19 protein-coding genes are annotated in these 23192 nt (G+C 38.8%); 4 read left to right on the forward strand and 15 right to left on the reverse strand.

Annotation, left to right across the window (positions count from 1 at the left end; genetic code table 11):
• Window positions 1–67: 67 nt before the first annotated feature.
• From H5160_RS18940 to H5160_RS18950, 3 genes are all read left to right on the forward strand, one after another.
• Window positions 68–805, forward strand: a complete 738-nt coding sequence (locus H5160_RS18940) for a hypothetical protein (protein ID WP_182738355.1) — start codon at window positions 68–70, stop codon at window positions 803–805.
• A gap of 114 nt (window positions 806–919) precedes the next feature.
• Window positions 920–1834 carry a M14 family metallocarboxypeptidase gene (locus H5160_RS18945; protein ID WP_182738357.1) on the forward strand — a complete coding sequence of 305 codons (915 nt, stop codon included), beginning with the start codon at window positions 920–922 and terminating at the stop codon, window positions 1832–1834.
• 73 nt (window positions 1835–1907) lie between these two features.
• Window positions 1908–2318 (forward strand): hypothetical protein, encoded by a 411-nt coding sequence (locus H5160_RS18950; protein WP_182693656.1) that lies wholly within the window; start codon window positions 1908–1910, stop codon window positions 2316–2318.
• 42 nt (window positions 2319–2360) lie between these two features.
• On the opposite strand, the gene ccoG is transcribed toward H5160_RS18950, so the two are convergent.
• From ccoG to H5160_RS19000, 10 genes are all read right to left on the reverse strand, one after another.
• Complete coding sequence (gene ccoG, locus H5160_RS18955; protein WP_182712924.1) at window positions 2361–3743, reverse strand: cytochrome c oxidase accessory protein CcoG; 1383 nt, start codon at window positions 3741–3743, stop codon at window positions 2361–2363.
• A gap of 145 nt (window positions 3744–3888) precedes the next feature.
• Window positions 3889–5307 (reverse strand): sigma-54-dependent Fis family transcriptional regulator, encoded by a 1419-nt coding sequence (locus tag H5160_RS18960; protein ID WP_182738359.1) that lies wholly within the window; start codon window positions 5305–5307, stop codon window positions 3889–3891.
• 93 nt (window positions 5308–5400) lie between these two features.
• Window positions 5401–6705 carry an AarF/ABC1/UbiB kinase family protein gene (locus H5160_RS18965; RefSeq protein ID WP_182738361.1) on the reverse strand — a complete coding sequence of 435 codons (1305 nt, stop codon included), beginning with the start codon at window positions 6703–6705 and terminating at the stop codon, window positions 5401–5403.
• A gap of 68 nt (window positions 6706–6773) precedes the next feature.
• The gene (locus H5160_RS18970; RefSeq protein ID WP_002960677.1) at window positions 6774–7328 is read right to left on the reverse strand and encodes a DUF1439 domain-containing protein; all 555 of its coding nucleotides are present in this window, start codon (window positions 7326–7328) and stop codon (window positions 6774–6776) included.
• A gap of 95 nt (window positions 7329–7423) precedes the next feature.
• A complete protein-coding gene (locus H5160_RS18975) occupies window positions 7424–10105 on the reverse strand; it encodes a DUF349 domain-containing protein (protein WP_182738362.1) in 2682 nt (893 codons plus the stop codon).
• Window positions 10095–10376, reverse strand: coding sequence for a YeaC family protein (locus tag H5160_RS18980; RefSeq protein WP_007378333.1), 282 nt, complete (start codon window positions 10374–10376; stop codon window positions 10095–10097). The genes H5160_RS18975 and H5160_RS18980 overlap by 11 nt, the downstream gene beginning before the upstream one ends.
• Window position 10377: 1 nt before the next feature.
• Window positions 10378–10704: a hypothetical protein gene (locus H5160_RS18985; protein ID WP_024605018.1), complete on the reverse strand. Its 327-nt coding sequence runs from the start codon at window positions 10702–10704 to the stop codon at window positions 10378–10380.
• A gap of 139 nt (window positions 10705–10843) precedes the next feature.
• On the reverse strand, window positions 10844–12346 hold the full coding sequence (locus H5160_RS18990) for a sodium:alanine symporter family protein (RefSeq protein WP_002960681.1): 1503 nt from the start codon (window positions 12344–12346) through the stop codon (window positions 10844–10846).
• A 379-nt stretch (window positions 12347–12725) separates the two neighbouring features.
• Complete coding sequence (locus tag H5160_RS18995; RefSeq protein ID WP_182738364.1) at window positions 12726–13853, reverse strand: carboxypeptidase family protein; 1128 nt, start codon at window positions 13851–13853, stop codon at window positions 12726–12728.
• Window positions 13854–14036: 183 nt separating this feature from the next.
• On the reverse strand, window positions 14037–15479 hold the full coding sequence (locus H5160_RS19000) for a glyceraldehyde-3-phosphate dehydrogenase (protein ID WP_002960684.1): 1443 nt from the start codon (window positions 15477–15479) through the stop codon (window positions 14037–14039).
• Window positions 15480–15653: 174 nt separating this feature from the next.
• Between H5160_RS19000 and H5160_RS19005 the strand changes: the two genes are divergently transcribed.
• Window positions 15654–16454 carry a DUF2989 domain-containing protein gene (locus tag H5160_RS19005; RefSeq protein ID WP_182738366.1) on the forward strand — a complete coding sequence of 267 codons (801 nt, stop codon included), beginning with the start codon at window positions 15654–15656 and terminating at the stop codon, window positions 16452–16454.
• 238 nt (window positions 16455–16692) lie between these two features.
• Here the strand turns inward: H5160_RS19005 and ihfA are convergent, their stop codons facing one another.
• From ihfA to H5160_RS19030, 5 genes are all read right to left on the reverse strand, one after another.
• Window positions 16693–16992 carry an integration host factor subunit alpha gene (gene ihfA / locus H5160_RS19010; RefSeq protein WP_002960690.1) on the reverse strand — a complete coding sequence of 100 codons (300 nt, stop codon included), beginning with the start codon at window positions 16990–16992 and terminating at the stop codon, window positions 16693–16695.
• A gap of 2 nt (window positions 16993–16994) precedes the next feature.
• Window positions 16995–19382 carry a phenylalanine--tRNA ligase subunit beta gene (gene pheT / locus H5160_RS19015; protein WP_182738368.1) on the reverse strand — a complete coding sequence of 796 codons (2388 nt, stop codon included), beginning with the start codon at window positions 19380–19382 and terminating at the stop codon, window positions 16995–16997.
• A gap of 15 nt (window positions 19383–19397) precedes the next feature.
• On the reverse strand, window positions 19398–20378 hold the full coding sequence (gene pheS, locus H5160_RS19020; RefSeq protein ID WP_182738370.1) for a phenylalanine--tRNA ligase subunit alpha: 981 nt from the start codon (window positions 20376–20378) through the stop codon (window positions 19398–19400).
• Between the two features lie 344 nt (window positions 20379–20722).
• Window positions 20723–21433, reverse strand: a complete 711-nt coding sequence (gene hda / locus H5160_RS19025; protein WP_002960693.1) for a DnaA regulatory inactivator Hda — start codon at window positions 21431–21433, stop codon at window positions 20723–20725.
• Window positions 21433–22488, reverse strand: a complete 1056-nt coding sequence (locus H5160_RS19030; RefSeq protein ID WP_182738372.1) for a DUF2066 domain-containing protein — start codon at window positions 22486–22488, stop codon at window positions 21433–21435. Before H5160_RS19030 ends, hda begins: the two co-directional genes overlap by 1 nt.
• Between the last annotated feature and the right edge of the window lie 704 nt (window positions 22489–23192).

Below are 23192 nucleotides of genomic sequence, written 5' to 3' on the forward strand. Positions count from 1 at the left end.
TATTTACCAGGTATATCCGCAATTAAACAATTACTTATAGCTAATTCAGTGGTTAAAAGGAGCTAACATGCTTAAAAAGTGCATTACCACAACTGCTTTAATTTTATTATTATGCGCCTGTACAACAGAAACAGAGTCGAATTTAGTAAAAACAAAAGGAATTTGGGCAGGCTTTGAACTGATTTCTGACGGTAACCGCACGCGTGTTAACGCAGAGCTAAATGCGGGAGATGCTAATGGCTCAAACATTATTTTAAGCGATAGCGACTCATTGCAAGCTGTTGTTAATAACACTGCTATTGTACTTACAAAAGATACCGACTTTTTAGACGTTGATTACCAAGCGTATATAAATGCTACTGATGATAACCAACAGTTTGATATAAAATTTAAACGAGACGATGGCATAAATGCGAATTCAGGTGTGGAACTACCTTTAAATTTTATTATTTTAACCCCGAGTAACAACCAAACTTTTAGTATTAATAGTCCCCTTACAGTTCAGTTAGATGGCACTGATCCCAATAGTACTAGTCAAGTAGAACTTAGCAGTAGCTGCACTAACAATAATAATGAAACACTTTTACAATCAATGCTTTTTGCGCTTAGTACTTCGCGCCTTGAAATAGATTTGCAAAGCTTAGATATGTTTAGCAGCTCGCAAGTAGATCAAAGTAAAACGTGTAGTTTAACAGTTAGTGTAAAGCGTGAACGACTAGGTAGTATTTCGGGTGAGTTCGCAAACCAAAGTTATATTAAAGCCCAGCAATCACGCGCTATTAAAAATATGACTTTAACGTTTTAATTTGCACGCTAATTTACTCAGCGTTAAGCTACGCCTTTATTAAGTAATTTTACCAATTGTAATTGCCCTCCTTATTTATAGGAGAACAAATAACAGTTGATATAAAGGTTTATTATGACTAACAGCACATACCCTATTGGCACACCAGGCAAAAAATGGAATAACAACGATAAAGCCCAGTGGTTAGCACGCCAAAACATTAAACGCAGTTACCAAAACGAAGTCGTAACGCTAATTAATGACCTTAAAAGCACCTTAGATATAGAGCAATACGGCGAGCTTAATTACGCCGCTGGTACTTACCCATTATATATATTAAAAACGCCTAACTTTAATGCCAATAAACCAACTGTTTTAATCACAGGTGGTGTACATGGCTACGAAACCAGTGGCGTACATGGCGCACTTAGATTTGCTAAAACATCCGCTATGCAACACTCTGAGCAGTTTAATATTGTTGTTGCGCCCTGCATTAGCCCTTGGGGATATGAAACAATAAACCGCTGGAACCCTGATGCTATTGATCCTAACCGCTCATTTTACGAAGGCAGCCCAGCACAAGAGTCAGCAGCTATTATGGCGTTTGTAAAATCACTCAATGTAGACTTAGTTGCTCATATTGATTTACACGAAACAACCGACAGCGATAACAGTGAATTTAGACCCGCACTTGCTGCCCGTGAAGGCACAACAAACACTAATTGGAACATACCTGATGGGTTTTATTTAGTGGCCGATACCAATAAGCCTGAGCCTGAATTTCAAAAAGTAATTATCGAAGATGTAGCAAAGGTCACGCACATTGCACCGAGTGATGAAAATAACCAGTTAATAGGCGTCCCTCAAGAGCAATTTGGCGTTATTAATTACGCAGCACGCGATTTAGGTTTGTGTATGGGCTTTACAGATGCACCCTATGTAACCACAACAGAGGTATACCCTGATAGTCCAACAACCACAGATGAAGAATGTATTTTGGCGCAAGTAGCGGTTATTAAAAGCGCCCTTAACTATATTAAAGCACTTTAATAAGTTTGCAGCCGCTTGTACCCTATTGGCTGCTAAACTAAATTTAGATAAAAAGCTAATTTAGGAGGTATTAATGGAATACAAAAATGAAAACGGACACGTTAATTTATCGCTTGAAAATAATATAGTTATTGCACAATTTAGCGGAAACCTAGAACTTGAGCTTTTAAGTAATTTTAAAACAGCGCTTTTTGAAACCATTCAATCATTTAAAGGCGAAAAATGGGGTTATATAAGTGACTCATCAAACGTTGTAGCTGCAACCCCACAGGCCGAGCAAGAAATGGTAGCCATAAGCCACAGCATGCAGCAAAACAACTGTTTAATTAGCGCGTTTGTGCTTACATCACCTATTGCTATAAGCCAAATGCAACGAATAATGCAAAACGCCAAAAGAGACGTTACTTTCAAAGATTGTCTTTTTGATAATCTAGAATCTGCAAAGCATTTTATTTTAAATGAATTAAACAATGACTTGAGCTAGGTAGAGCTCAAATCGTTGTTTATATAGAGCTTATATAGTGTACTAATTTTTATAAAATTGGCTGTCTTTGGTTATAGTAATGCTGGCATCTTCTTGCGCTGTTACTATAAATTGTAACTTACTCACTTTGTGCGCAATATTGTAACCATCGGCTGTTACAGTAACGGGGACTCTTTTCATTGCACCTGGCTGTATAAGTGTAGAACTTGGACTTGAGAGTGTTGCTTCTGGCAAGCCCTCTATGGCAATACTGTAATGCAGTGCTTGCTGCGTTTTATTAATAATAGTAAGTGTATAAGGGTTTTCTACCAGGCCCTCGTAGTTCACTCTATAAAGCGCATTCCTATCGCGTAGTACTGAGGCTTCTATTGGTGTGCGTTGCAGCATCCATGCAAACATAGAAATGATTAACAAAGCCGTTAATGCGCCGTATCCTATTAGTTTTAATCTAAATGGATTGGTTTTTTTGCCTTCCATTTGTTTTTCGCTGGCGTATTTAATTAAGCCTTTTTGATAACCAAATTTCTCCATGGTATCGTCGCAAGCATCAATACATAAGCCACAGTTTATACATTCATATTGTAAGCCATTTCGAATGTCTATACCTGCCGGGCAAACCTCTACACATAAGTTACAGTCTACACAGTCACCTAAGTTAAGCTCTTTTGGATCGGCTTTGCGTTTACGCGGTCCACGACTTTCACCGCGCTTGCTATCATAGGTAACAAGCAACGTATCTTTATCAAACATAACAGCCTGAAAACGAGAATACGGGCAAGCAATCGTGCACATTTTTTCGCGTAAAAACCCTGCATTACCGTAAGTACAAAAAGCGAATAAAAACACCCAAAAGCTCGTAATACCTGACCATTCAAATGTAAGCATTTCCATATACAAACTTTTTGCTGGAATAAAATACGCCATAAACGAGGTGGCGGTTAAAACTGAAATAATAATCCACGCACTGTGCTTAGTTATTTTTTTGCGCCAAGTACTTAGCGTCCACTGAGATTTATCTAATTTAATTCGCTGATTTCGCGTGCCTTCTATGCGCTGCTCTACCCACGAAAACATGAGCATCCATATTGTTTGCGGGCACGTGTATCCACACCAAACCCGACCAAGCCAGTTGGTTACAAAAAATAACGCAAAAGCCCCCACCATGAATAGCAAGGCTAAAATCATAAAATCTTGAGGAAGGAGTGTTAAACCAAAAATAGTAAAGGTTTGCGTTGCCACATCAAGCAGCACAGCTTGTTGACCGTTATATTGGATCCACGGTATTGCAATAAAAGTTAGCATTAACAGCCAACCTAAATTACGGCGTATGCGCTGAAAAAATCCTTTTTGCTCGCGGATATAAATTGGCCCTTCGGTGTTATAGGGCTTAATGATCATGTCTTCTTCTTTAATATCAAACTTCATAGTACTTGCTTCATAATGACGGGTATTACGCAAGCATTTGCAACTTTCAGACCAAGCTGAAAATTTATTTACATTATTGATATTAAACGGTTTATTTCAAAGCAATAAAATAAAATTCGCGACATTAAACGCACTTCGCGATATATCACGAATCTTTAGCAATCCCTAACTTTCGCATTTTTGAGCGTAGTGTACTCTCAGGTAAGCCCAATTTAACTGCCGCTCCTTTATCACCTGATATTTGCCAGTGCGATAACACAAGAACAGAGGTTATATGCTGCTTTTGCGCTTCATCGAGCGTAAGTGAAGGATTAATAACTACTTCACCACCCGCTTGCAAAGGCTGACTTAGCTGAAGTACCGCTTGATTAGATAAAATAGCTTCGCGTTCAAGTACATTTTGCAGCTCTCTAATATTGCCTGGCCAATCGTAAGCCTGCAGCTGCGTAATTGCTTTTTTACTTAGCCCTTTTAAATTTTTCCCGAGCCGTTTATTTAGCTGCGCAATCAAATTAGCGCATAAATAAGGAATATCTTCTTTTCGATCTTTAAGGGCAGGTACTTTTATAGGAAATACATTGAGCCGATAATACAAATCAATTCTAAACGTGCCTTTTTGTACCATTTCCCACAGGTCGCGATTAGTCGCTGCAATTACTCTAATGTTTACTTTTAGCGTGTTGCTGCCACCCACGCGTTCAAACTCTTGTTCTTGCAGGACTCTCAGTAATTTACTTTGCGCCTCAAGTGGAAGCTCTGCTATCTCATCTAAAAACAAGGTGCCTTTATCAGCAAGTTCAAAGCGCCCTTTACGGCGGTCATTGGCACCTGTAAACGCGCCCTTTTCATGACCAAACAATTCCGATTCTAGCAAGCTTGGGGTAAATGCGGCGCAATTTACTTTTATAAAAGCTTGTTCGCTACGCTTGCTTAGTCGATACAAATTACGGGCTACTAATTCTTTACCCGTGCCATTTTCGCCAAGTATAAGCACTGTGCTGTCGGTTTCACTTACCAGTTTTATTTGATCTAACATGGTTTGAAATATATGGCTTTGTCCAACTAGCCCTGAGTCTTGCCAGTCTTCGTTGAGCTCTGCAATTAAGTAGTTGTTTTCATCTTTTAGCTGCTCACTTAAGTGCTTTACTTGAGTAAGTGCCTCTTGCAGTGCATTTTGTGTTTGCTGTTGCAGTGATATATCGCGAAATACCGCTACAGCACCAATTAACTTATCATTTTGATAAACCGGTGTTGAAGTGTATTGAACTGCAAATGAGCTACCGTCTTTACGCCAAAAAACTTCATTTTTAACTTCACGACGTTTTCCATCAAACATGGTGCAGTAAATTTGGCATTCATCAGCGGGATAAGGTGTGCCATCAGCATGAGTATGGTGATGATATTGGTGTATTTTTTTACCTAATAGTTCCTCAGCGCACCAACCTGTCATGCGCTCAGCGGCAGGATTAACAAATACCGCATTACCCGATAGGTCAAAACCGTATATGCCCTCACCTACGGCGTTTAGCAATAATTTGGGATCGTTTAAAAATTGTTTTATCATAAATGCACCTCGCGAAATATCGCGAGCATTATGGCAATTTTATACGCTAAGTGCACTCATTACTTAAAGCGCACTTACGCGTAAATTAAAACGCTATAAATAGTGCTTAAATAACGTTTTTACATCTATTTTTGCACCTAGCCTTGCGGCTATTAAATAAAGTCCTGCAAGTTTTCGGTGAATAAATAACGCATCAACCGGCGGTGTATGCCATTGCTGAGATTGTGCACTAAGAGCAAGCCCTGCATTTTTAATTTTGACCGCGAGTTCGCTATTTTTAAAATCAAATTCCCCTTCTGCTCTTAGCGGCTCGCACGCCATTAAAAATAAATCAATGACGTTGTTTTTATACTCGTCAACTAAGTCATTTTTAAAATAACCTATGTGTGATGCCGCTTTAAGTACACCTTCTCGGTTGTTTTCGCTACCCGCTTTAAATAAGGCTAAGTACGCTAAGCTAAGCTCGGTTGATATTTCTCGCGTTGCACCAAAATCAAATAAAACAATTTTTTGTGTATCAAGCTGATAATGAAAGTTGGCAAAATTAGGGTCGGTTTGAATTAATTTAAATTCAAACATTTCTTTAAAAAACAAATCAATCAGTTGCTCTGCAACAAAGCTTTTTTGACTATCAGGTAGCTCTGTAATGCTCTCAATAGGTTCTGCTTTTATATACTCCATAGTTAGCACTTGTTGTGTGCTGTGCTCTGGATATACGTTGGGTACTTTAAAGTGGGGATTAGTTGCTAATGCATTTTTATAACGTATTAAGTACTGAGCCTCCCGCTTATAATCAGCCTCGGCTAATAACTGCGCCTTAGCCTCATTAATAAGTGGTTTAATATTAAGATCTTTTGGCAATAACCGAGAAATCGTTAATAACGAAATAACGTTATCGACATCACTTACTACACTTTTTGCAATACCAGGATATTGAATTTTAACAGCAAGCTGATCGCCATTTTCTTTATAAGCTAAATGAACTTGCCCTATAGAAGCCGCTGCAAAAGGTCTTAGCTCAATGTGAGAAAAACGCGCTAGCCACTCATCCCCCCATTGCTCTTTTAACACTTCAACAAGCTGCTTATGAGGCATTGGGTTCGCGTCTGAGCGAAGTAAAGCAAGTAACTGAGCTAATTCAGGACTAAGTAGATCACCCGCATCCATTGAAAGCAATTGCCCCAGTTTCATTGCTGCACCACGTAAATGTGATAGCTGTGTGGCTAGTTTTTCAATGTTTTTAGGTTGTAGCAGTAAGCTTTTATTATCCCAACCTTTACCAGTTAGCGCGCTCTTAGCACCATCAACTAACATGTTGGTAGCAACACCTGTGGCAAGTGAGCCTAATTTTGCAAATCGAGAAAGCCGAGAAGTGGGGACAGTACGAGGAGTCGCCATAATATTAAAACCTAATTAGCCTGAAAGTCAGGCTAATTAATACGTATATTGTAAGTAGGTAGATCTACTTATAGACGAGGTACTAGCTTAATTGCGCCTTCAACCACTTTCATATCAAGTGGAAGTTTACTAAGTAGCATCATTTTAGGGTCATCCATGTTTAGAGTATAAACTGGGTTAACCGCTAAAAAAGCATTAATAACATCCATTGCTTGGCTATCAAGCGCACCTAAATTACCTTTAAAACCGCCGGCATCTACACTCGAATCAAGTAATTTAATATTACGTAAAAACACTGCTTTTTTCTCACTGTCGTAAAATGGGCTACCTTCAATTTGCAGCTTTAAACGCACAGGGTATTTAAGAGCGAATGCATTAATTTCAGCGCTAGAATCGGCACCAAGCACAACAACATCGCGGTTATCAGGTCCAATGTTGACACTTAAGTCGTTTACATCAAACTGAACGGGTAAACCCATTAAGCTTACTTTTTCACTTAACTTTGGTAATTGCTTACCCAGTACAGATTCAACCTCAGAGTTGGTAAATGAATATACTGATATGCCTTGCGTGGTATTACAGGCAGTTAAAAATAACGCTGCAATAATAACTAAAATTCTCATGAGAACCCTTTTGTTTATGAATTAGTGATACATAAAAAAGCCGCTATTAAAGCGGCTTAGTAAAATAGTAACCAGCACATATTGTGCTGGTTTTATTAAGCTGCAAGTGTCGCTTTAAGTCGCGTTAGTGTGTCAGGTTCAACTGAACCGTCACTGAGCGCTAATAACTGTTTTAAATAATAGTTTAAATCAGCATGATCGCCACGATGTTTGTCATCTAGCATGGCTACTTGTTCTGCCATTCTAAGTGACTTATCGGTTGAACTTACGTTCGCTAGTATTTCCATGCGAGTAATAAGTTGCTCTTTACTTAATGTTGTTTTAAGCGGTGCTTGATACTGACTTGGTAACGCTTCATTGTTTTCAAGTGCAGTAATTAATGCATCTAAATTAGCTTGCTCAGATTTACTTGTAAGCAATGCAAGTTTATCTTCAATAGCAGCTAGTAGCTTAGTAACCTTTGGCGCTAACGATCTAAATTGCGTGTACCCTTTCACTTTTGTTTCTAGGTCGTGCAACTGCGCTCTTTGATTAACATCACTAAGTGCTGCTTCAAGCTCAGCAAGTTCTGCAATTGCTTGTTTATCTGACTCGTTTTGCTCGAGTTTTTGCTGCTCAAACTCACTACTACGCTTAGTAAATGTTTCATCGTTATACTGACGAAACTTTTGCCATAACGCATTTTCAGCTTTTAAACCAGCAAAGCCAATGGTTTGCCATTGCTGCTGCATTTGCTTCAACTCTTGGCAAGCAGCGGCTAAATCATCGCTTAGTGATAATTGCTGCGCTTTTTCTACTAGTTCATTTTTAAGTGCTGCATTACTTTTATGAAATGCGTTTAATAAAGCCAGTACTTGTTGTTGCTCATTTTTATAACGATCGTTTAGTGTACGGTATGTTTTAGGGTCAACTTTACCCACACTGCGCCACGCTTTATTTAAACGATTGTATTGGCTTTCATATTGTTTCCAATCAAAGTCATCCTCAGCAGTTGGCTGTAAATGGAGCGCATGCATGTCGTTAATAATACTTTCACGTTGTGCTTTTGATGCTTCGCGTTGCACTTCTTGCTCTGCGAAGTAACTACGGCAAGGCGCAAATAACAGCTCGATCTGTTCATCAAACTGCACGCCTTGTTGCTTTTCTTCATCTGTATCTAAACGACCTAACTCATTCCAACGTTTACGTAGCGCTTTTACTTGCTCTGCGCGTTGTTGTGGGTCTGTACACTCTTCGCTTACTAATGCACTTACTTCTTCTAATAAAGCTTTACGCTTTGGTGCTGCAGCGTATTTTTGCCAATCTTTCGCATCTGCAAGTTGCGCTTCAAGGTCTGCTTTTATGTTCACAAGTGGCTGCTGATATTGCTCAGTAAGTGTATTAAATAACTCTTCAAAGCCTTTAAATACGCCAAAAGCAACATTAAAACGACCTTCTTCAATTAGGCGCTTAACATCACGAGCTTTGCGCTTTGCTTGGCTTTGGTTTTTTTCAAGTGGCTTAACTAGCTCATTCATTGGTGCTAAAAATTGCTTTTTATGCCCATTTAACTGTGTTTTAAAGGTACTTTGCAGTGCGCCATCTAAAATATTCAAATGATTACGCGCTGTTTTAAAGCCATTATTAAATTCAGTTAGAGTTGCATCGTATTGTGCTAAATCTTCTGCTGGCTTAATTTCGCATAATGCTACAAAAGCGAGTTTGTACTCTTTAATAGCCGTTGTTAGCTCGGGTAATTTAGCAACTTGAGTAAATAGTTTTTCTAACTTGCTTACAGCGAGTTTTGATTGTGCATTATTAGCAAGTTCTGTTTCGCTAATAGCTTGCTTAGCTTGCGCTACTTTTGCATCAAGCCAATCTTGTTGAATTTGCTCTGGAGTTTCAAGACCAAGCTGTAAGGCATTTTCAATTTCTTCACCCAAAGCTTCAAGTGTTGCAAGTGCTAATAATTGACGCTGTTGTTGCGCTAATTGCTGCTGCTCTTTGTCATGTACCGCTTTTAGCTGTTCAATGTGTGCATCTAACTTAGTCGTAATAGAAATATATTTTTCATCAAGAAGCTTTACACGTTCATCACTTAACCATTTGAGCTCAAGTGCTTGCCACTGGGCCATTAATTCGCCGGCTTGTGAATTTACAACACCAAAATCTGTTTTTTCACGTAAAGCATTTAACTTAGCTAAAATAACACGTGTTGCACTTTCAACCTGAAGTGGCATTTCAATTGCTAAACGCTCATTTTCAATATGCGTTTCAAGTGCTGCTTTTGCATCACCTTTTGCATGTTTTACTAATGGCTTAATTAATTGATGGGTAATAACAAGTTCAACTAACTGAGTTTGTAGCTCTTCGCTACCTTCTTTAAATGCTTTTTCTACTAATTTTGGATTTGCTAAACGTTTTAATAATTTAACGCGTACTTGCAGTTCTTTTTCTGCAAATGCTAACTTTTCGAGTGTTTTAACAGGTGCAAAACGCTCTATGTATTCACTTTTGATTTGCGCTGTTAGTGTACTTTCGCTATTTAAAACAGCATTAGATATTTGCAGCTCTGCTATATCTTTTAATGCTTGATCTTGTTTATACGCTTTCCACCATAGCGGCAAATTGTTTACCTTTTGCAGCGCTTTACGGCGAATTTCAGCTGAGCTATCTTCAAGTGCTAACGTGTTTAATATGGTTGCATCACGTTCAATGTCTAATTTTTCGATAGCATCAAGACGTACTTGTTGCTTTGGGTGTTTCCACTTAGGTGTAAAAAGGTGCTTAAAGATCATGTTCACTAAACCTAGCTATTTCGTTGTCTGATTTGAATTCTTTTTGTAGTTGAGCTTTTGTCTTTTGGATCATTTCACCATTAGCACCAATCGTAAATTGCTCGTTTGATTGAGCCACCTTTGCTTGATACAACATAACCAACTGCACTGTTTGTTGCTTTTGTTCATCTGATAAAACGGTACCGTCTGGCCACTTGCCAGTAGAAGCACCGTATTGTAAGCGTTCGAATAATTCGGGAGTAATATTTTGTACAAGATTGTCGATGTTCATGTCATTTTTTCTTTTTTAGAGTCACTAAAATAATACGATTTACAAGGTACCAAATACAGCCTATGCCTATCGCGGCAGTGTAAGCATACCACTGAAGTGTTTCTTCTTGCGGTTGTAAAAAGTACAAGCAGAAAAAACCACCTAAAAATAAGATAAGCGCCAAAAAGGAGTGATTTATAAACATCTGCTTTTTTTTAATTCGCTGTTCGCGCTGAAGTTGTAAAACTTGCTCGTCGTTTAGCTCTGCAATGTTGCTTTCGCAATGCGGACATTGCTTATGTTTATCTGAAATTGATTTTGCACATTTTGGGCAACGAATAATCGCCATACTTCTCTCCATACTACGCATAAAAAAAGCGCCTTTCGGCGCCTTTATTGTACTTGTTTTATTTCTCGTTGTCTTTTTTGAATTCAAACCAACAACTGATTTAGGGGCTATAATTTTCTAAGTTGCCCACTAAGTTTAATTACTCAGCGTCTTTTGACTGTTTCTCTAAACGCTTTTCCCAAAACGAGGCGTTTTTAATCCCTAATTTAACTGGGTCAAATGTGATTTTTCCGCCTTTTTTCTTCTGATCCTCATAATCGCTCAAACATAACAAAGCTGGCTTAGCTACAAAGAAAATAGCTAAAATACCCAATATGTTAATCCAAGCCATTAAGCCAACGCCAATATCTCCAATAGTCCAGATATAACCTGAATTATTAACCATACCGTATGCAACCATGAACATAATCACAAATTTCACAAGGACAAGCGGGATATTGCCTTTAAAGTAACGATTTAAGTAAGCAATATTTGTCTCTGCAATGAAGTAATAAGCAAGTATTGTGGTAAAGGCAAAGAAGAATAATGCAATACCGACAAATGCTTGTCCAAAGCTGCCAAATACACTAAATAAAGCCATTTGAGTAAAGGCTGCTGAGCCTACTTCAGTCGCTGCATCGACATTTTGTACAATAAACTGTCCTGCTGGTAAATCACCCACAACATTATATTGCTGCGTTATTAAAATCATTAATGCTGTTGCAGTACACACAAAAATGGTATCAACATAAACCGAAAAAGCTTGTACTAAACCCTGTTGAGCTGGGTGATCAACCTCTGCAGCGGCTGCAGCATGAGGCCCACTACCTTGGCCAGCTTCATTAGAATATATACCACGCTTTACGCCCCAACCAATAGCGGCACCAAAACCAGCCTGTGCAGTAAATGCATCACTAATAATTAAATAGAATATATCAGCTACTTTATCTAAATTTAAAAATACCACGATTAATGCCAGTACTATGTAACCCAGTGCCATAAATGGCACTACTACTTGCGTAAAGTTTGCAATACGCTTTATACCGCCAAAAATAATAAACGCTAAAACAATAAGGATGATTGCTAAAGCGACTAACTTAAAGCTACCTACGTCACCAAAGCTAGTAGTAACCATGTTGCCACTGCCAAACACTTGGGTAAACGCATTACCTACTGCATTTGCTTGTACACCAGGTAGAAATACACCACAGGCAATAATCGCCGAAACAGCAAATAAAACAGCTAGCCACTTTTGCCCTAAACAACGGTCAAAATAATACGCTGGGCCACCACGGTATTGCCCGTCTTCTTCTGTTTTATAAATTTGGCCTAAAGTAGACTCTGCGTATGCAGTGCTTGCACCTAAAAATGCAACAACCCACATCCAAAAAATAGCACCTGGCCCACCAAAACCGATAGCTGCTGCCACACCTGCGATATTACCAACGCCTACGCGTCCAGACAACGATACTGCAAGGGCTTGAAAAGATGAGATACCTTTATCAGACGTGTTAGGACTAAATAATAACTTACACATTTCTTTAAAATGTCTAACTTGAGCAAATCGAGTTAATACTGAATAAAACAAGCCTGCGCCTAGGCATAAATAGATGAGTGCATTACTCCAAACAACATCATTAACAGCACTTACAAAAGCTTCCATGGATATCCTCTATAGTTATATTTATTATTTTTAATTACGAGACTCTGCTTTAGCTACTACGCTACATAAGCTTTACGAAATAAGGTTTTACCTCTCCCGTCCCGACTCATGATTTAATTAATCTTAACTTAAGTAACCTAACTTTGTTAACACTTAATTTTCAAAATATATAATTACACGCTTTGCGAAAGGCACTACATCTGTAGTATTTAAATGAAAGTAGATTGATTTGTACCGATACGGTGATGATACGCAGCGAAGAAGCGTTGAAAACGTTTTAAGAATAAAGCTGCTATATGATTATTATTTTTTTATACAAGAGGTTTTATTAAAAGCAAAAAGGGTATCAAAACTATTGATACCCTTTTAGATAAACGTTTTATCTTAAATCATCAACAACATTAACAATAGCCGCTAATGTATCTTGACCAAATTGATACGAACGACGATCTGACCAGCCGTAATCTGGATCCGGTAAAGCGTTGTTATCTTTAAATGGCATTTCAATTGTGTACGTTAATGCTTTGAATTCTTCAGCCGTAGCTGATGAACCTACCGTTAGGTTAGCTTGACCTGGCTCATCTTTTGGATAGCCATGCTCATCTTGAAACTCAGGTGTAATAGTTAAAAGCGCAGCTTTAAAGCTATCTTCTAAACCTTTTAAGCGTTCATCGTAACTTGGAATACCTTCACTACCTGCCACAAAGTTATATGGGATAGCTTCATCGCCGTGTATGTCTAAGTGCATATCTAAGCCAGCTTCGCGCATTTTATTAAGCACTAAGTAAACCTCAGGGCTATTTTCCATGCTTGGTGTTTGCCATTCACGGTTTAAGTTAACACCTTTAGCGTTAGTACGAAGATGTCCGCGTGCGCTACCGTCTGGATTCATATTAGGCACAACGTAAAAAACTGCTTTTGATAGAAGCGCAGCTGCATGTGGGTCTTCGTCATCAAGAAGTTTGTGCAGTAGACCTTCAACATACCACTCTGCCATTGTTTCACCTGGGTGTTGACGTGCTGTGATCCAAATGGTTTTCTTGTCTTCACTTGGCTCACCAATTTTAAGCACACTCATATCGCGGCCATCGAGTGTTTCACCAAGCGTTATTAATTGGCAAGCGCCTTGGCTTTGTGCCCAAGATAATAAATCTAAATGGCGGTCGTAACTGTATGGCGCAAAGTAAGCAAAATATACGCTGCCGCACTCTGGTTCAATTTCAAAGTTTAATGTGCCATTTTCATAGCTTGATGGTACACGAAACCATGTTTGGCGGTCATATGATGCAACGGCTTGGTACCCTTCCCAACCATCTGGGTAAGCTGATTTATCAAGCTCATTAATATTTAACTTATGCAATTGGTAAGGTGTTGTTTCAAGACGAAAGTGAAACCACTGATAAAATTCAGACTGGTGATCTTTATTAATTTCTAATTGAATATTTAAAGGATCGGTGGCTTCAATAACTTTGATATTACCACTGTCGAAATTGCTGCTGATTTTCATGAAAAAACCTTTAGGTTGAATAAGTTTATCTGCTTATTAATTCACAGAACTGACATTATTTTATAAATAGTAAAACGAATGTGCACTTTCTTAATTAAAGCCTATCACAAGGCATACGCTTTAAAAATAATACACGACCAAAAAAGCCAGCAACATGCTGGCTTTTAAGTCACTGCAAATAAATTAGCGAGGTAAGCTTGGGAATGACACTTCGGCCATATCGCGCATACAACGAACTACTTGGCAGCTGTAACCAAACTCATTGTCGTACCATACATATAAAACAATACGGTTATCTTCAACAATTGTTGCTTGTGAATCAACAACACCTGCGTAACGGCTACCTACTAAATCGGTAGATACAATTTCCGTTGATGCTGTGTAATCAATTTGATCACGTAAGTCTGAATGAAGTGCTGTGTCGCGTAAAAATGCGTTTAGCTCTTCAACTGATGTGCTTGTTGCTAAGTTAAGATTTAAAATAGCTAGCGACACATTAGGTGTAGGTACGCGGATTGCGTTACCTGTTAACTTGCCTTCAAGCTCTGGTAATGCTTTTGAAACCGCTTTTGCAGCACCTGTTTCAGTAATTACCATATTGAGTGCTGCGGCACGGCCACGGCGCTCTGCTTTGTGGTAGTTATCAATAAGGTTTTGATCGTTCGTGTACGAGTGTACAGTTTCAACATGGCCATTATTGATACCAAACTTATCGTTTAATGCTTTAAGCGTTGGTGTAATTGCATTGGTTGTACAGCTTGCTGCACAAACAATTTTATCTTCAGGTAAAATATCTTTGTTATTAACACCATATACGATGTTTTTGATATTGCCTTTTGCAGGAGCTGTTAATAATACTTTGGCAGCGCCCTTACACTCTAGGTGCTGGCCAAGGCCCGCTTCGTCTTTCCAAATACCGGTGTTATCAACAATTAATGCATTGTCGATACCGTATTGAGTGTAATCAATTTCGCTAGGAGAGTTAGCGTAAATAACTTGAATGTAGCTACCGTTAGCTTTAATTGCATTGCGTTCTTTATCAATCGTGATTGAGCCATTGAATGGACCGTGAATTGAATCACGACGCAGTAAGCTTGCACGCTTTTCAAGATCCCCATCTTTACCACCACGCACAACAATAGCGCGCAAACGTAAATCTGAATATGGACCTGATTTTTCAATTAATAAACGCGCTAATAAACGACCGATACGACCAAAACCATACAATACTACATCGCGTGGCTCTTTCGCTGGTGAGTCTGTTATTTCTGCAAGTTCATCTTTTACAAACTCTTCTACTGAACGACCTTTTGCGGCTTCAGTGAACAAATAACTATATGCAAGCTTACCAATATCAATACGTGCTGAGTTTAATTCCATTTTGCTGATAGCTTCTAAAAATGGGAAGCTTTCGCGCAAACGTAATTTAGTGCCTTCAAACTGAGCAACGGTTTTGTGAGATTTGATAATATCGATAGTACTGGCATTTACGAGAGGACGGCCATATACAGCGATTTCGATACCACGATTACGGTAAAGCTTACCAATAATTGGTTGCATGCTTTCTGCGTAATCTTGGCGCTCTTGCCAACTATTTGTGTATTCTAACTCGTGAGATGAGGTCATTTTATTTACCTAAGTTTATCATTTTGAACGGATAGCCTTTAAAAATGCACTATATTTTGAGAGTAATGCACTTCAGGCAGGGCTATTCTAATTTAAACTGAAGTTATTCTCTACTGTTAGGCATTAAATGATTGCGTTAGAATAACAAAGTAAATATTCATTTGGGGTTAAGGAATGCTTAAAAAAGCAAGTGTACTATTGGGTTTGCTAACATTGGCAGGGTGTGAAGAGCCGTTAACACTCGCACAAGTGTGCAAAGAAACAGCTGGCTTTTGTAGCGACTTAAACAAAGACAGTCACTGCAAGGATGAGCGTTCTGATGTAATTATCAAACGCTACATAGAATACAAAGACCCTACTGATGAAAATAAATACCAATTACTCAAGGACTTTGAATCTTATAACCAATGCATAACTTTGGCCGCTAAAATTGAACATATTAAGTTAAAAGCTAAAAAAACGTCACGTATTGATGGTCAATTAACGAGTATTAAAGAAATGACTCGGTTATATCAAGATACCCAAAATACAAACCACCCAGGTTTGCTCTACTACCAATGGTCACGAAATAACAACCAAAGTGCGTTGACTAAATTATTGGCTATAGAAAATGATAAAAGTGTAACGCAAAGTGCCGAAATGCAATTTTTTTTAGCATCGTACTATATTAAATTTGATGATGAAAAAACCATTGATTTACTTTATAAAACTCTAGAGCTCAATAAAAAAGACAACATACCGAATCCGGAAGTGTATACATCACTTATTAGTCTTTTTTATAAACATGATAAGTTTAAGCACGCATATATATTTTCTAAAGTAGCGCAAATGTCGGGGATTGAAAATATTGATGTATTTGAAATTGAGCAGAAATTAGTCGCAAATGGTAAAAGCTTAGATAGCCTAGATGTACTTGCAGAGCAAACATTTCAGCAAATAATGGCAGGTGATTTTGTATCTCCTCGAGAGTTTTAATTTATAAGCGCAAAAATAACCTAATACCAATCTGCTTATGTATGGGGTCTATTTAACGTTAAGGAAATTACGCTAGAACTAGGCAAAAATTTTGTATCTAGTTGTTCTAGATAAAAATATTTTAACGACGTTATAGTGTTATTTAGTTCGTTAAATTGATCAAAGATTTATGCAGGTTGGTATAATTTAATAACTAGGTTATTCAGGCAAATAAAAAGGCAGCTTACGCTGCCTTTTTTTATTTTGCTTTGCTTGTGCCCACTTCTACGCGGGTTTTAAGCTTTTGACCTGGTCGAAAAGTCACCACGCGACGTGCCGAAATAGGAATATCTTCGCCTGTTTTCGGGTTGCGGCCTGGTCTTTCTTTTTTGTCTCGAAGATCAAAGTTACCAAATCCAGAGAGCTTAACCTGCTCGCCTTTTTCTAGCGCTGAGCGGATTTCTTCAAAAAACGCTTCAACTAAATCTTTGGCATCTTTTTTATTGATCCCGAGCTTTTCAAATAGGTGTTCAGCTATGTCGGCTTTAGTAAGCGCCATATCTAGTCCCTCAACGATGCATTAAACTGTTCGGCCAATTCGGCCACCACGTTATCAACTACTAGATTGATATCTTTCTCTTCGAGTGTTCTATCAACCGCTTGCAGTGTTAGAGCAATCGCCAAACTCTTATAATTTGGCTCAATACCTTTGCCCTTATACACATCGAATAAGTTTAGGTCAACCAATTGATTTCCGCCAACTTTTTCGATCACGCTTAAAATGTCGCCAGATTTAACGCTGTCTGCCACTAAAATCGCGATGTCGCGGCGATTTGAAGGGAATTTAGACACCCCTTCGGCTTGCGGTAAATTTCTTTTTTCTATTGCTGACATTTCAATTTCAAAAACAAAAGTTGCGTTGTTGATATCTAACGACTTTTGAGCTTGAGGATGTAAAGCACCAAAAAAACCAACCTTTTTACCATCAACATATATTACTGCTGATTGACCAGGGTGAAGTCCATCTGACTGCTCGGCTTTAATTTCAAAGCGAGTAATGTCATTGGTAATTGCAAGTAAGGCTTCAACATCACCTTTTAAATCGTAAAAATCAACATTGCGTTTTTCTTCAACCCAATGTTCACCATTTACAAGACCCGTAATAACACCACCAATAACCGGTACTTGGTAAACACCATTTTCTGCACTTTCGTCGCTTATAAATTTAAGACCATGTTCGAATAAACGAATACGAGGCTGTTGGCGATTTTGGTTATACGCTACAGACGCTAATAAACCCGGCATTAAACTTACACGCATTGCTGACATTTCAATTGAAATAGGATGCGGTAATACCATTGCTTTACACTCTGGGTGTAAAATAGCTTGTGCTTTAGGGTCTACAAAGCTGTACGTAATTGCTTCTTGGTAACCACGAGTCACTAACGTATTGCGGAACTTGCTAAGCGCAATAGTTGCTTCGTTATGTGTCGTCATTTTAAGTTTTGCAGTTGGTGCAACATTTGGAATGCTGTTGTAACCGTAAACACGTGCTACTTCTTCAATTAAATCTTCTTCGATGCGAATATCAAAACGGTAGCTTGGTACGTCCGCACTCCAGCTTTCATTTTCTACTTTAACATCAAGACCTAAACGCGTAAGAATATCTGTTACTTTAGCATCTTCAATATGATGACCAATAACACGGTCTAAACGTGCACGACGAAGACGTACTTCAGTCACTTTTGGTAGTTTATCAGCCGCAACAGCTTCAACTACTGGACCTGCTTGACCACCCACAATTTCAAGAAGAAGTGCTGTTGCACGTTCCATTGCATCGTGTTGTAGAGCAAAATCAACACCGCGCTCATAACGGTGTGAAGCATCAGTGTGTAAACCGTAGCTACGTGCTTGTCCTGCAATTGCTACAGGATTAAAAAATGCGCTTTCAAGTAATATATCAGATGTTTTATCTGTAACACCTGATTGCTCCCCACCAAAAATACCCGCAATTGCAAGTGCTTTATTATGATCGGCTATCACAAGTGTTGTGTCGTTTAATTTAGCGGTATTACCGTCTAATAAAACAAGTTCTTCGCCTGCGTTTGCACTACGAACTTTAATACCACCTTCAATCGCATTTAAATCAAACGCGTGCATTGGGTGACCAAGTTCAAGTAATACATAGTTAGTAACATCAACTACAGGATCGATAGAACGTACGCCACTACGACGTAATTTTTCAACCATCCAAAGTGGTGTTTCAGCATCAAGGTTAATGCCCTTTATCACACGGCCAAGGTAACGAGGACATGCATCTTCGTTAACTAGCTCAATTGATACTTTGTCATCAATTGTTGGCGTAACCGCTGGGATATCTAATACATTTACGTCAATGCTATTTAAAACACCTACTTCACGAGCAAGGCCTTTAATACCTAAACAATCACCACGATTTGGTGTTAAGTCAACATCTATAATATTGTCATCAAGACCTAGGTAGTCACGTAAATCAGTGCCTACTGGTGCATCGCTTGGCAATTCCATAATGCCGTCGCCTTCTTCGCTAATACCTAGCTCAACAAAAGCACATAGCATTCCGTTTGAAGGTTGGCCGCGTAGTTTGGCTTTTTTAATTTTAAAGTCACCAGGAAGTACAGCGCCCACAGTTGCAACAGCAACTTTAATACCTAAACGACAATTTGGTGCACCACACACGATATCAAGTAGCTCATCGCCACCTACGTTAATTTTGGTAACACGAAGTTTATCTGCATCAGGGTGTTGACCACATTCAACAACTTCACCAACAACTACGCCATTAAATTTGGCAGCAGCAGGCTCAACACCATCAACTTCTAGACCAGCCATTGAAAGCTGTTCCGAAAGAGCTTGCGAATCAATAGCAGGATTAACCCACTCTCTTAACCACTTTTCACTAAATTTCATTTTATTGTTTCACTCTTAACGGAACTGGTTCAGGAATTTTAAGTCATTTTCGAAAAATGCACGCAAATCGTTTACGCCATAGCGCAACATTGTTAAACGCTCTACACCCATGCCAAAGGCAAAGCCGGTGTAATTTTCTGGGTCAATGCCCACAGACTTAAGTACATTGGGATGTACCATGCCGCAGCCTAGTACTTCTAACCACTTACCGTCTTTACCCATAACATCTACTTCAGCTGAAGGTTCTGTAAATGGGAAGAATGAAGGACGGAAACGAATTTCCATATCCTCTTCAAAGAAGTTACGTAAAAAATCATGCAAAATACCTTTTAACTCCGTAAAGCTAACATCGCTATCAACCATTAAACCTTCAACCTGGTGGAACATTGGTGTATGTGTTTGGTCGTAATCGTTACGGTATACACGTCCAGGTGAAATAATGCGCAGTGGTGGCTGCTCAGTTTCCATAGTACGAATTTGCACGCCACTAGTTTGTGTGCGTAGTACTAATTTAGGATTGAAATAAAAGGTATCATGATCAGCACGTGCTGGATGGTGCTCAGGGATATTTAGCGCATCAAAGTTATGAAAATCGTCTTCGATTTCTGGACCAGATTTAACTTCAAAACCTAACTCACCAAAAAAGCTTTCTATACGCTCAATAGTGCGCGTAACTGGGTGTAAACCGCCGGTAGGCATAACACGTCCTGGCAGAGTTACATCTATAGTTTCAGCAGCTAGCTTTTCTTCAAGTGCTTTACTTGCAAGCAATTCACGCTTTTCGTTAATAGCAGCTTGCACATCCTGTTTAGCTTGGTTTATAACTTGGCCTGCTTCTTTACGTTCTTCAGGTGCTATTTTACCTAACGTTTTAAGTAAGCTAGTGATTTCGCCTTTTTTACCAAGGTAATTAACCCTGATATCTTCTAACTGCGCTATTTCACTGGCACTGGCTACCGCCTCAAGTGCTTGCGCTAATATGTTTTCTAAGTTCATTCGATACCTGATCTTTCACAGAAGGTGATTGCTTAAGAGCGTGTTGGCCTTTCAAGATTGCTTCTCAACTGTGTGGTTGGCTATTAAATAAGGTTAAGCATTCGGCTGTAGTTTCCTACATAAGTCATGCAATAACCCTAAATAAAGACCAAACACGTGTTGTTCGAAGTGTTTATCTTGTGGCTACTCTCTTTGTTGTTCGGGTATTGCATATAAAAACTATGCTAATGTCCTCACGACGCGATTAAAGCCCACTTAAATTAAACAAATTCCAATCAGGAAAGGTAAACACGCTCTGATAATAGCTTATGATAACTGAAAGCAGGGTCTAGATTCTAGACCTACTACAGCTTTAACGTTGATTTTATAAAAGGAATAGTTAATTTTCGCTGTGCAGCCATAGATGCATGATCTAATTTGTCGAGTACATCTAATAAAGCTCGCATATCACGGCTTAAACGGGTTAATAAAAAGCGTGCACACTCATCACTTAATTCAAGGCCGCGCATGTGAGCGCGCTTAACAAGTGCTTGTGCTTTATCGTCATCACTCATAGAACGAATTTGAAAGGTTGTTCCCCACGTTAAACGAGACTCTAAATCAGGCAGAGATATATTGAGCATGCTAGGAAGTAAATCAGCAGTTACTACTAACATTTTACCGGGTTCGTTAAATCGGTTAAAAAAGTTAAATAGTGCTTTTTCCCACGCATCATTCCCTGCAACTAAATGCACGTCATCAATACATAGAACATCAAGTGCTTCTAAACCGTCTAATACCATAGGTCCAAAGTCAATTACTTCGCGCATAGACAGCAACATATTAGATAAGCCACGCTCTTGTGCTTTTATGCAGGTTGCATATAAAAGATGAGACTTGCCCGAATCACCTAAACCACATAGGTATGTATACTGAAACGTTTTTGCTAATTTGGAAAAGCTATCTTTTAGGTGATTAACCTCCAAAGAGTCTTCTCCCCCAAAATACGATGCAAATGTTTCGTCATCCGGTAAAGTAACCGGTAGTGCCATTTGCATCGGCTCAGACATTAGCATTATGGTGTTACCCATTGATACTCTAAGCTATTTTTATCAACAACATGATAAAATGCGCGTGGATCCTCATAATCTTTAAATGAAGAGTCTAGCCCTAACCCTTTTTTAAGATCACTCAAGTTACCAGTATGATTTAATTTAAATTCAACAAATTCCGGTGTTTTACGAACAATTTTGACTTGCGTAACAACACTTAGGCTCAATAATCTTCGTTTCGCTAATTCTATATCAACAAAACTTTGTGTGCCTTTTAGCGTGAGCGTAGCAGTTGCTTGTTCATAATAAGCATTTGGGTCAATTGCATACTCGCTTGCAAGACCTCGTGCTAAGGTATCAATCATTTGACTCACTATTTGCTGCTTATCGCCCGTTAATCTATTTGAATCAAATTGATCGTCATTAGTAAAACGCCAATCTAAAATCCAATTTTCGCTATCAGCTTCTTTATACATTCTTGCTGTAATACTTCGCTCAGCACTGTAGCGTCTAGAGGCCTCTTCTACTGGTTCTGAAAAGTTACCCCACACCTCAGGAATACCTACTAGACGTCGATCTTGTAAATCAAGTAATGGAACAACGACAGGTAAACCACGACGCCCTGCTTTGTCATAAATTAACTGCTCTAACTGCGGGTAACTTTCTTGTGTTACCAATTCTCTGCGCCAATTGTCTTCAATACCTAACCATATTGCGACTAATGGACGTTGTACTCCCCATAAAGGTAAGTTTAACTCTTTGATTAGCGCGTTGATCTTTCGAGCTTCAAATTTAACAACGAGTTTCAATTGTCCATTTGCTCTCTCGTCATATTCAAACTTAAGCATATAATCAGAAATATCTTTAGTACGTTGCTGCGCTAATTTATTTTGATCTGCAGTTTCATCACCGCTTACTTTCACTAAAACATTAAGCAAAGCTTTACGGCTCGCAGCTAATCGAGTATCTCGTGTTTTGTCATCCACTTTTAAAATATCTTGATATAGATCAGTTACTTCAACTGCCGACACAGAAAAACAAAATAAAAAGGATATGGCGCTAATTAATAATCTATACACAGGCTGTTAGTTCTTGGTTTTAAACTGATTTGATCCTAAATCAAAGACAGTAACAAAGCAAAATTAAATTTGTTATCTAAGGAAATGAAAGTAGTTAGCTTTTATAAAAAATAAAAAAATTAAATTAATGTCAGAAGTCGCTAAGCTCACCCGATCTACGTGATGGGTGTTGATGTGAGTGGATGTTAATTACGCGTATTTTACTTTTCTGCAGACGTAAAAAAGCCCGACTATTTCTAGTCGGGATCTCTACAATTTGAAGTCGGTGCGCTACGCAGTAGGATGTCGTAGTGCCTACAGTGGTAGAAAGTCACGTAGCAAATACTACTTTATTGGCCGACTGAGATATTAAGGGATTTTTCTGTGATTTCTGCGTCGGGAGTCGCTGCGCTTGCCCGACATACGTGATGGGTGATGCTGTGAGTGGATGCTAATTACGTGTATTTCACTTTTCTGCAGACGTAAAAAAGCCCGACTATTTCTAGTCGGGCTCTCTACAATTTGAAGCCTGGTAATGTCGTAGTGCCCACAGCGGTGGAGAGCCACAGTGAAATGCTACACTATCTTTGTGTCGCGATATGAGTGTATGTTAATTGCGCGCATTTCACTTTTCTACAGACGTAAAAAAGCCCGACTATTTCTAGTCGGGCTCTCTACAATTTGAAGCCTGGTAATGTCCTACTTTCACATAGCAAATGCTACAC

The organism is Pseudoalteromonas sp. SG43-4 (assembly GCF_014164325.1).
Taxonomy (GTDB): domain Bacteria; phylum Pseudomonadota; class Gammaproteobacteria; order Enterobacterales; family Alteromonadaceae; genus Pseudoalteromonas; species Pseudoalteromonas distincta.

Excerpts from the sequence above, each read along its gene's own strand:
- H5160_RS18940 (WP_182738355.1), top strand. The coding sequence starts at position 68 with ATGCTTAAAAAGTGCATTACCACAACTGCTTTAATTTTATTATTATGC.
- H5160_RS18945 (WP_182738357.1), top strand. The coding sequence starts at position 920 with ATGACTAACAGCACATACCCTATTGGCACACCAGGCAAAAAATGGAAT.
- H5160_RS18950 (WP_182693656.1), top strand. The coding sequence starts at position 1,908 with ATGGAATACAAAAATGAAAACGGACACGTTAATTTATCGCTTGAAAAT.
- ccoG (WP_182712924.1), bottom strand. The coding sequence starts at position 3,743 with ATGAAGTTTGATATTAAAGAAGAAGACATGATCATTAAGCCCTATAAC.
- H5160_RS18960 (WP_182738359.1), bottom strand. The coding sequence starts at position 5,307 with ATGATAAAACAATTTTTAAACGATCCCAAATTATTGCTAAACGCCGTA.
- H5160_RS18965 (WP_182738361.1), bottom strand. The coding sequence starts at position 6,705 with ATGGCGACTCCTCGTACTGTCCCCACTTCTCGGCTTTCTCGATTTGCA.
- H5160_RS18970 (WP_002960677.1), bottom strand. The coding sequence starts at position 7,328 with ATGAGAATTTTAGTTATTATTGCAGCGTTATTTTTAACTGCCTGTAAT.
- H5160_RS18975 (WP_182738362.1), bottom strand. The coding sequence starts at position 10,105 with ATGATCTTTAAGCACCTTTTTACACCTAAGTGGAAACACCCAAAGCAA.
- H5160_RS18980 (WP_007378333.1), bottom strand. The coding sequence starts at position 10,376 with ATGAACATCGACAATCTTGTACAAAATATTACTCCCGAATTATTCGAA.
- H5160_RS18985 (WP_024605018.1), bottom strand. The coding sequence starts at position 10,704 with ATGGCGATTATTCGTTGCCCAAAATGTGCAAAATCAATTTCAGATAAA.
- H5160_RS18990 (WP_002960681.1), bottom strand. The coding sequence starts at position 12,346 with ATGGAAGCTTTTGTAAGTGCTGTTAATGATGTTGTTTGGAGTAATGCA.
- H5160_RS18995 (WP_182738364.1), bottom strand. The coding sequence starts at position 13,853 with ATGAAAATCAGCAGCAATTTCGACAGTGGTAATATCAAAGTTATTGAA.
- H5160_RS19000 (WP_002960684.1), bottom strand. The coding sequence starts at position 15,479 with ATGACCTCATCTCACGAGTTAGAATACACAAATAGTTGGCAAGAGCGC.
- H5160_RS19005 (WP_182738366.1), top strand. The coding sequence starts at position 15,654 with ATGCTTAAAAAAGCAAGTGTACTATTGGGTTTGCTAACATTGGCAGGG.
- ihfA (WP_002960690.1), bottom strand. The coding sequence starts at position 16,992 with ATGGCGCTTACTAAAGCCGACATAGCTGAACACCTATTTGAAAAGCTC.
- pheT (WP_182738368.1), bottom strand. The coding sequence starts at position 19,382 with ATGAAATTTAGTGAAAAGTGGTTAAGAGAGTGGGTTAATCCTGCTATT.
- pheS (WP_182738370.1), bottom strand. The coding sequence starts at position 20,378 with ATGAACTTAGAAAACATATTAGCGCAAGCACTTGAGGCGGTAGCCAGT.
- hda (WP_002960693.1), bottom strand. The coding sequence starts at position 21,433 with ATGCTAATGTCTGAGCCGATGCAAATGGCACTACCGGTTACTTTACCG.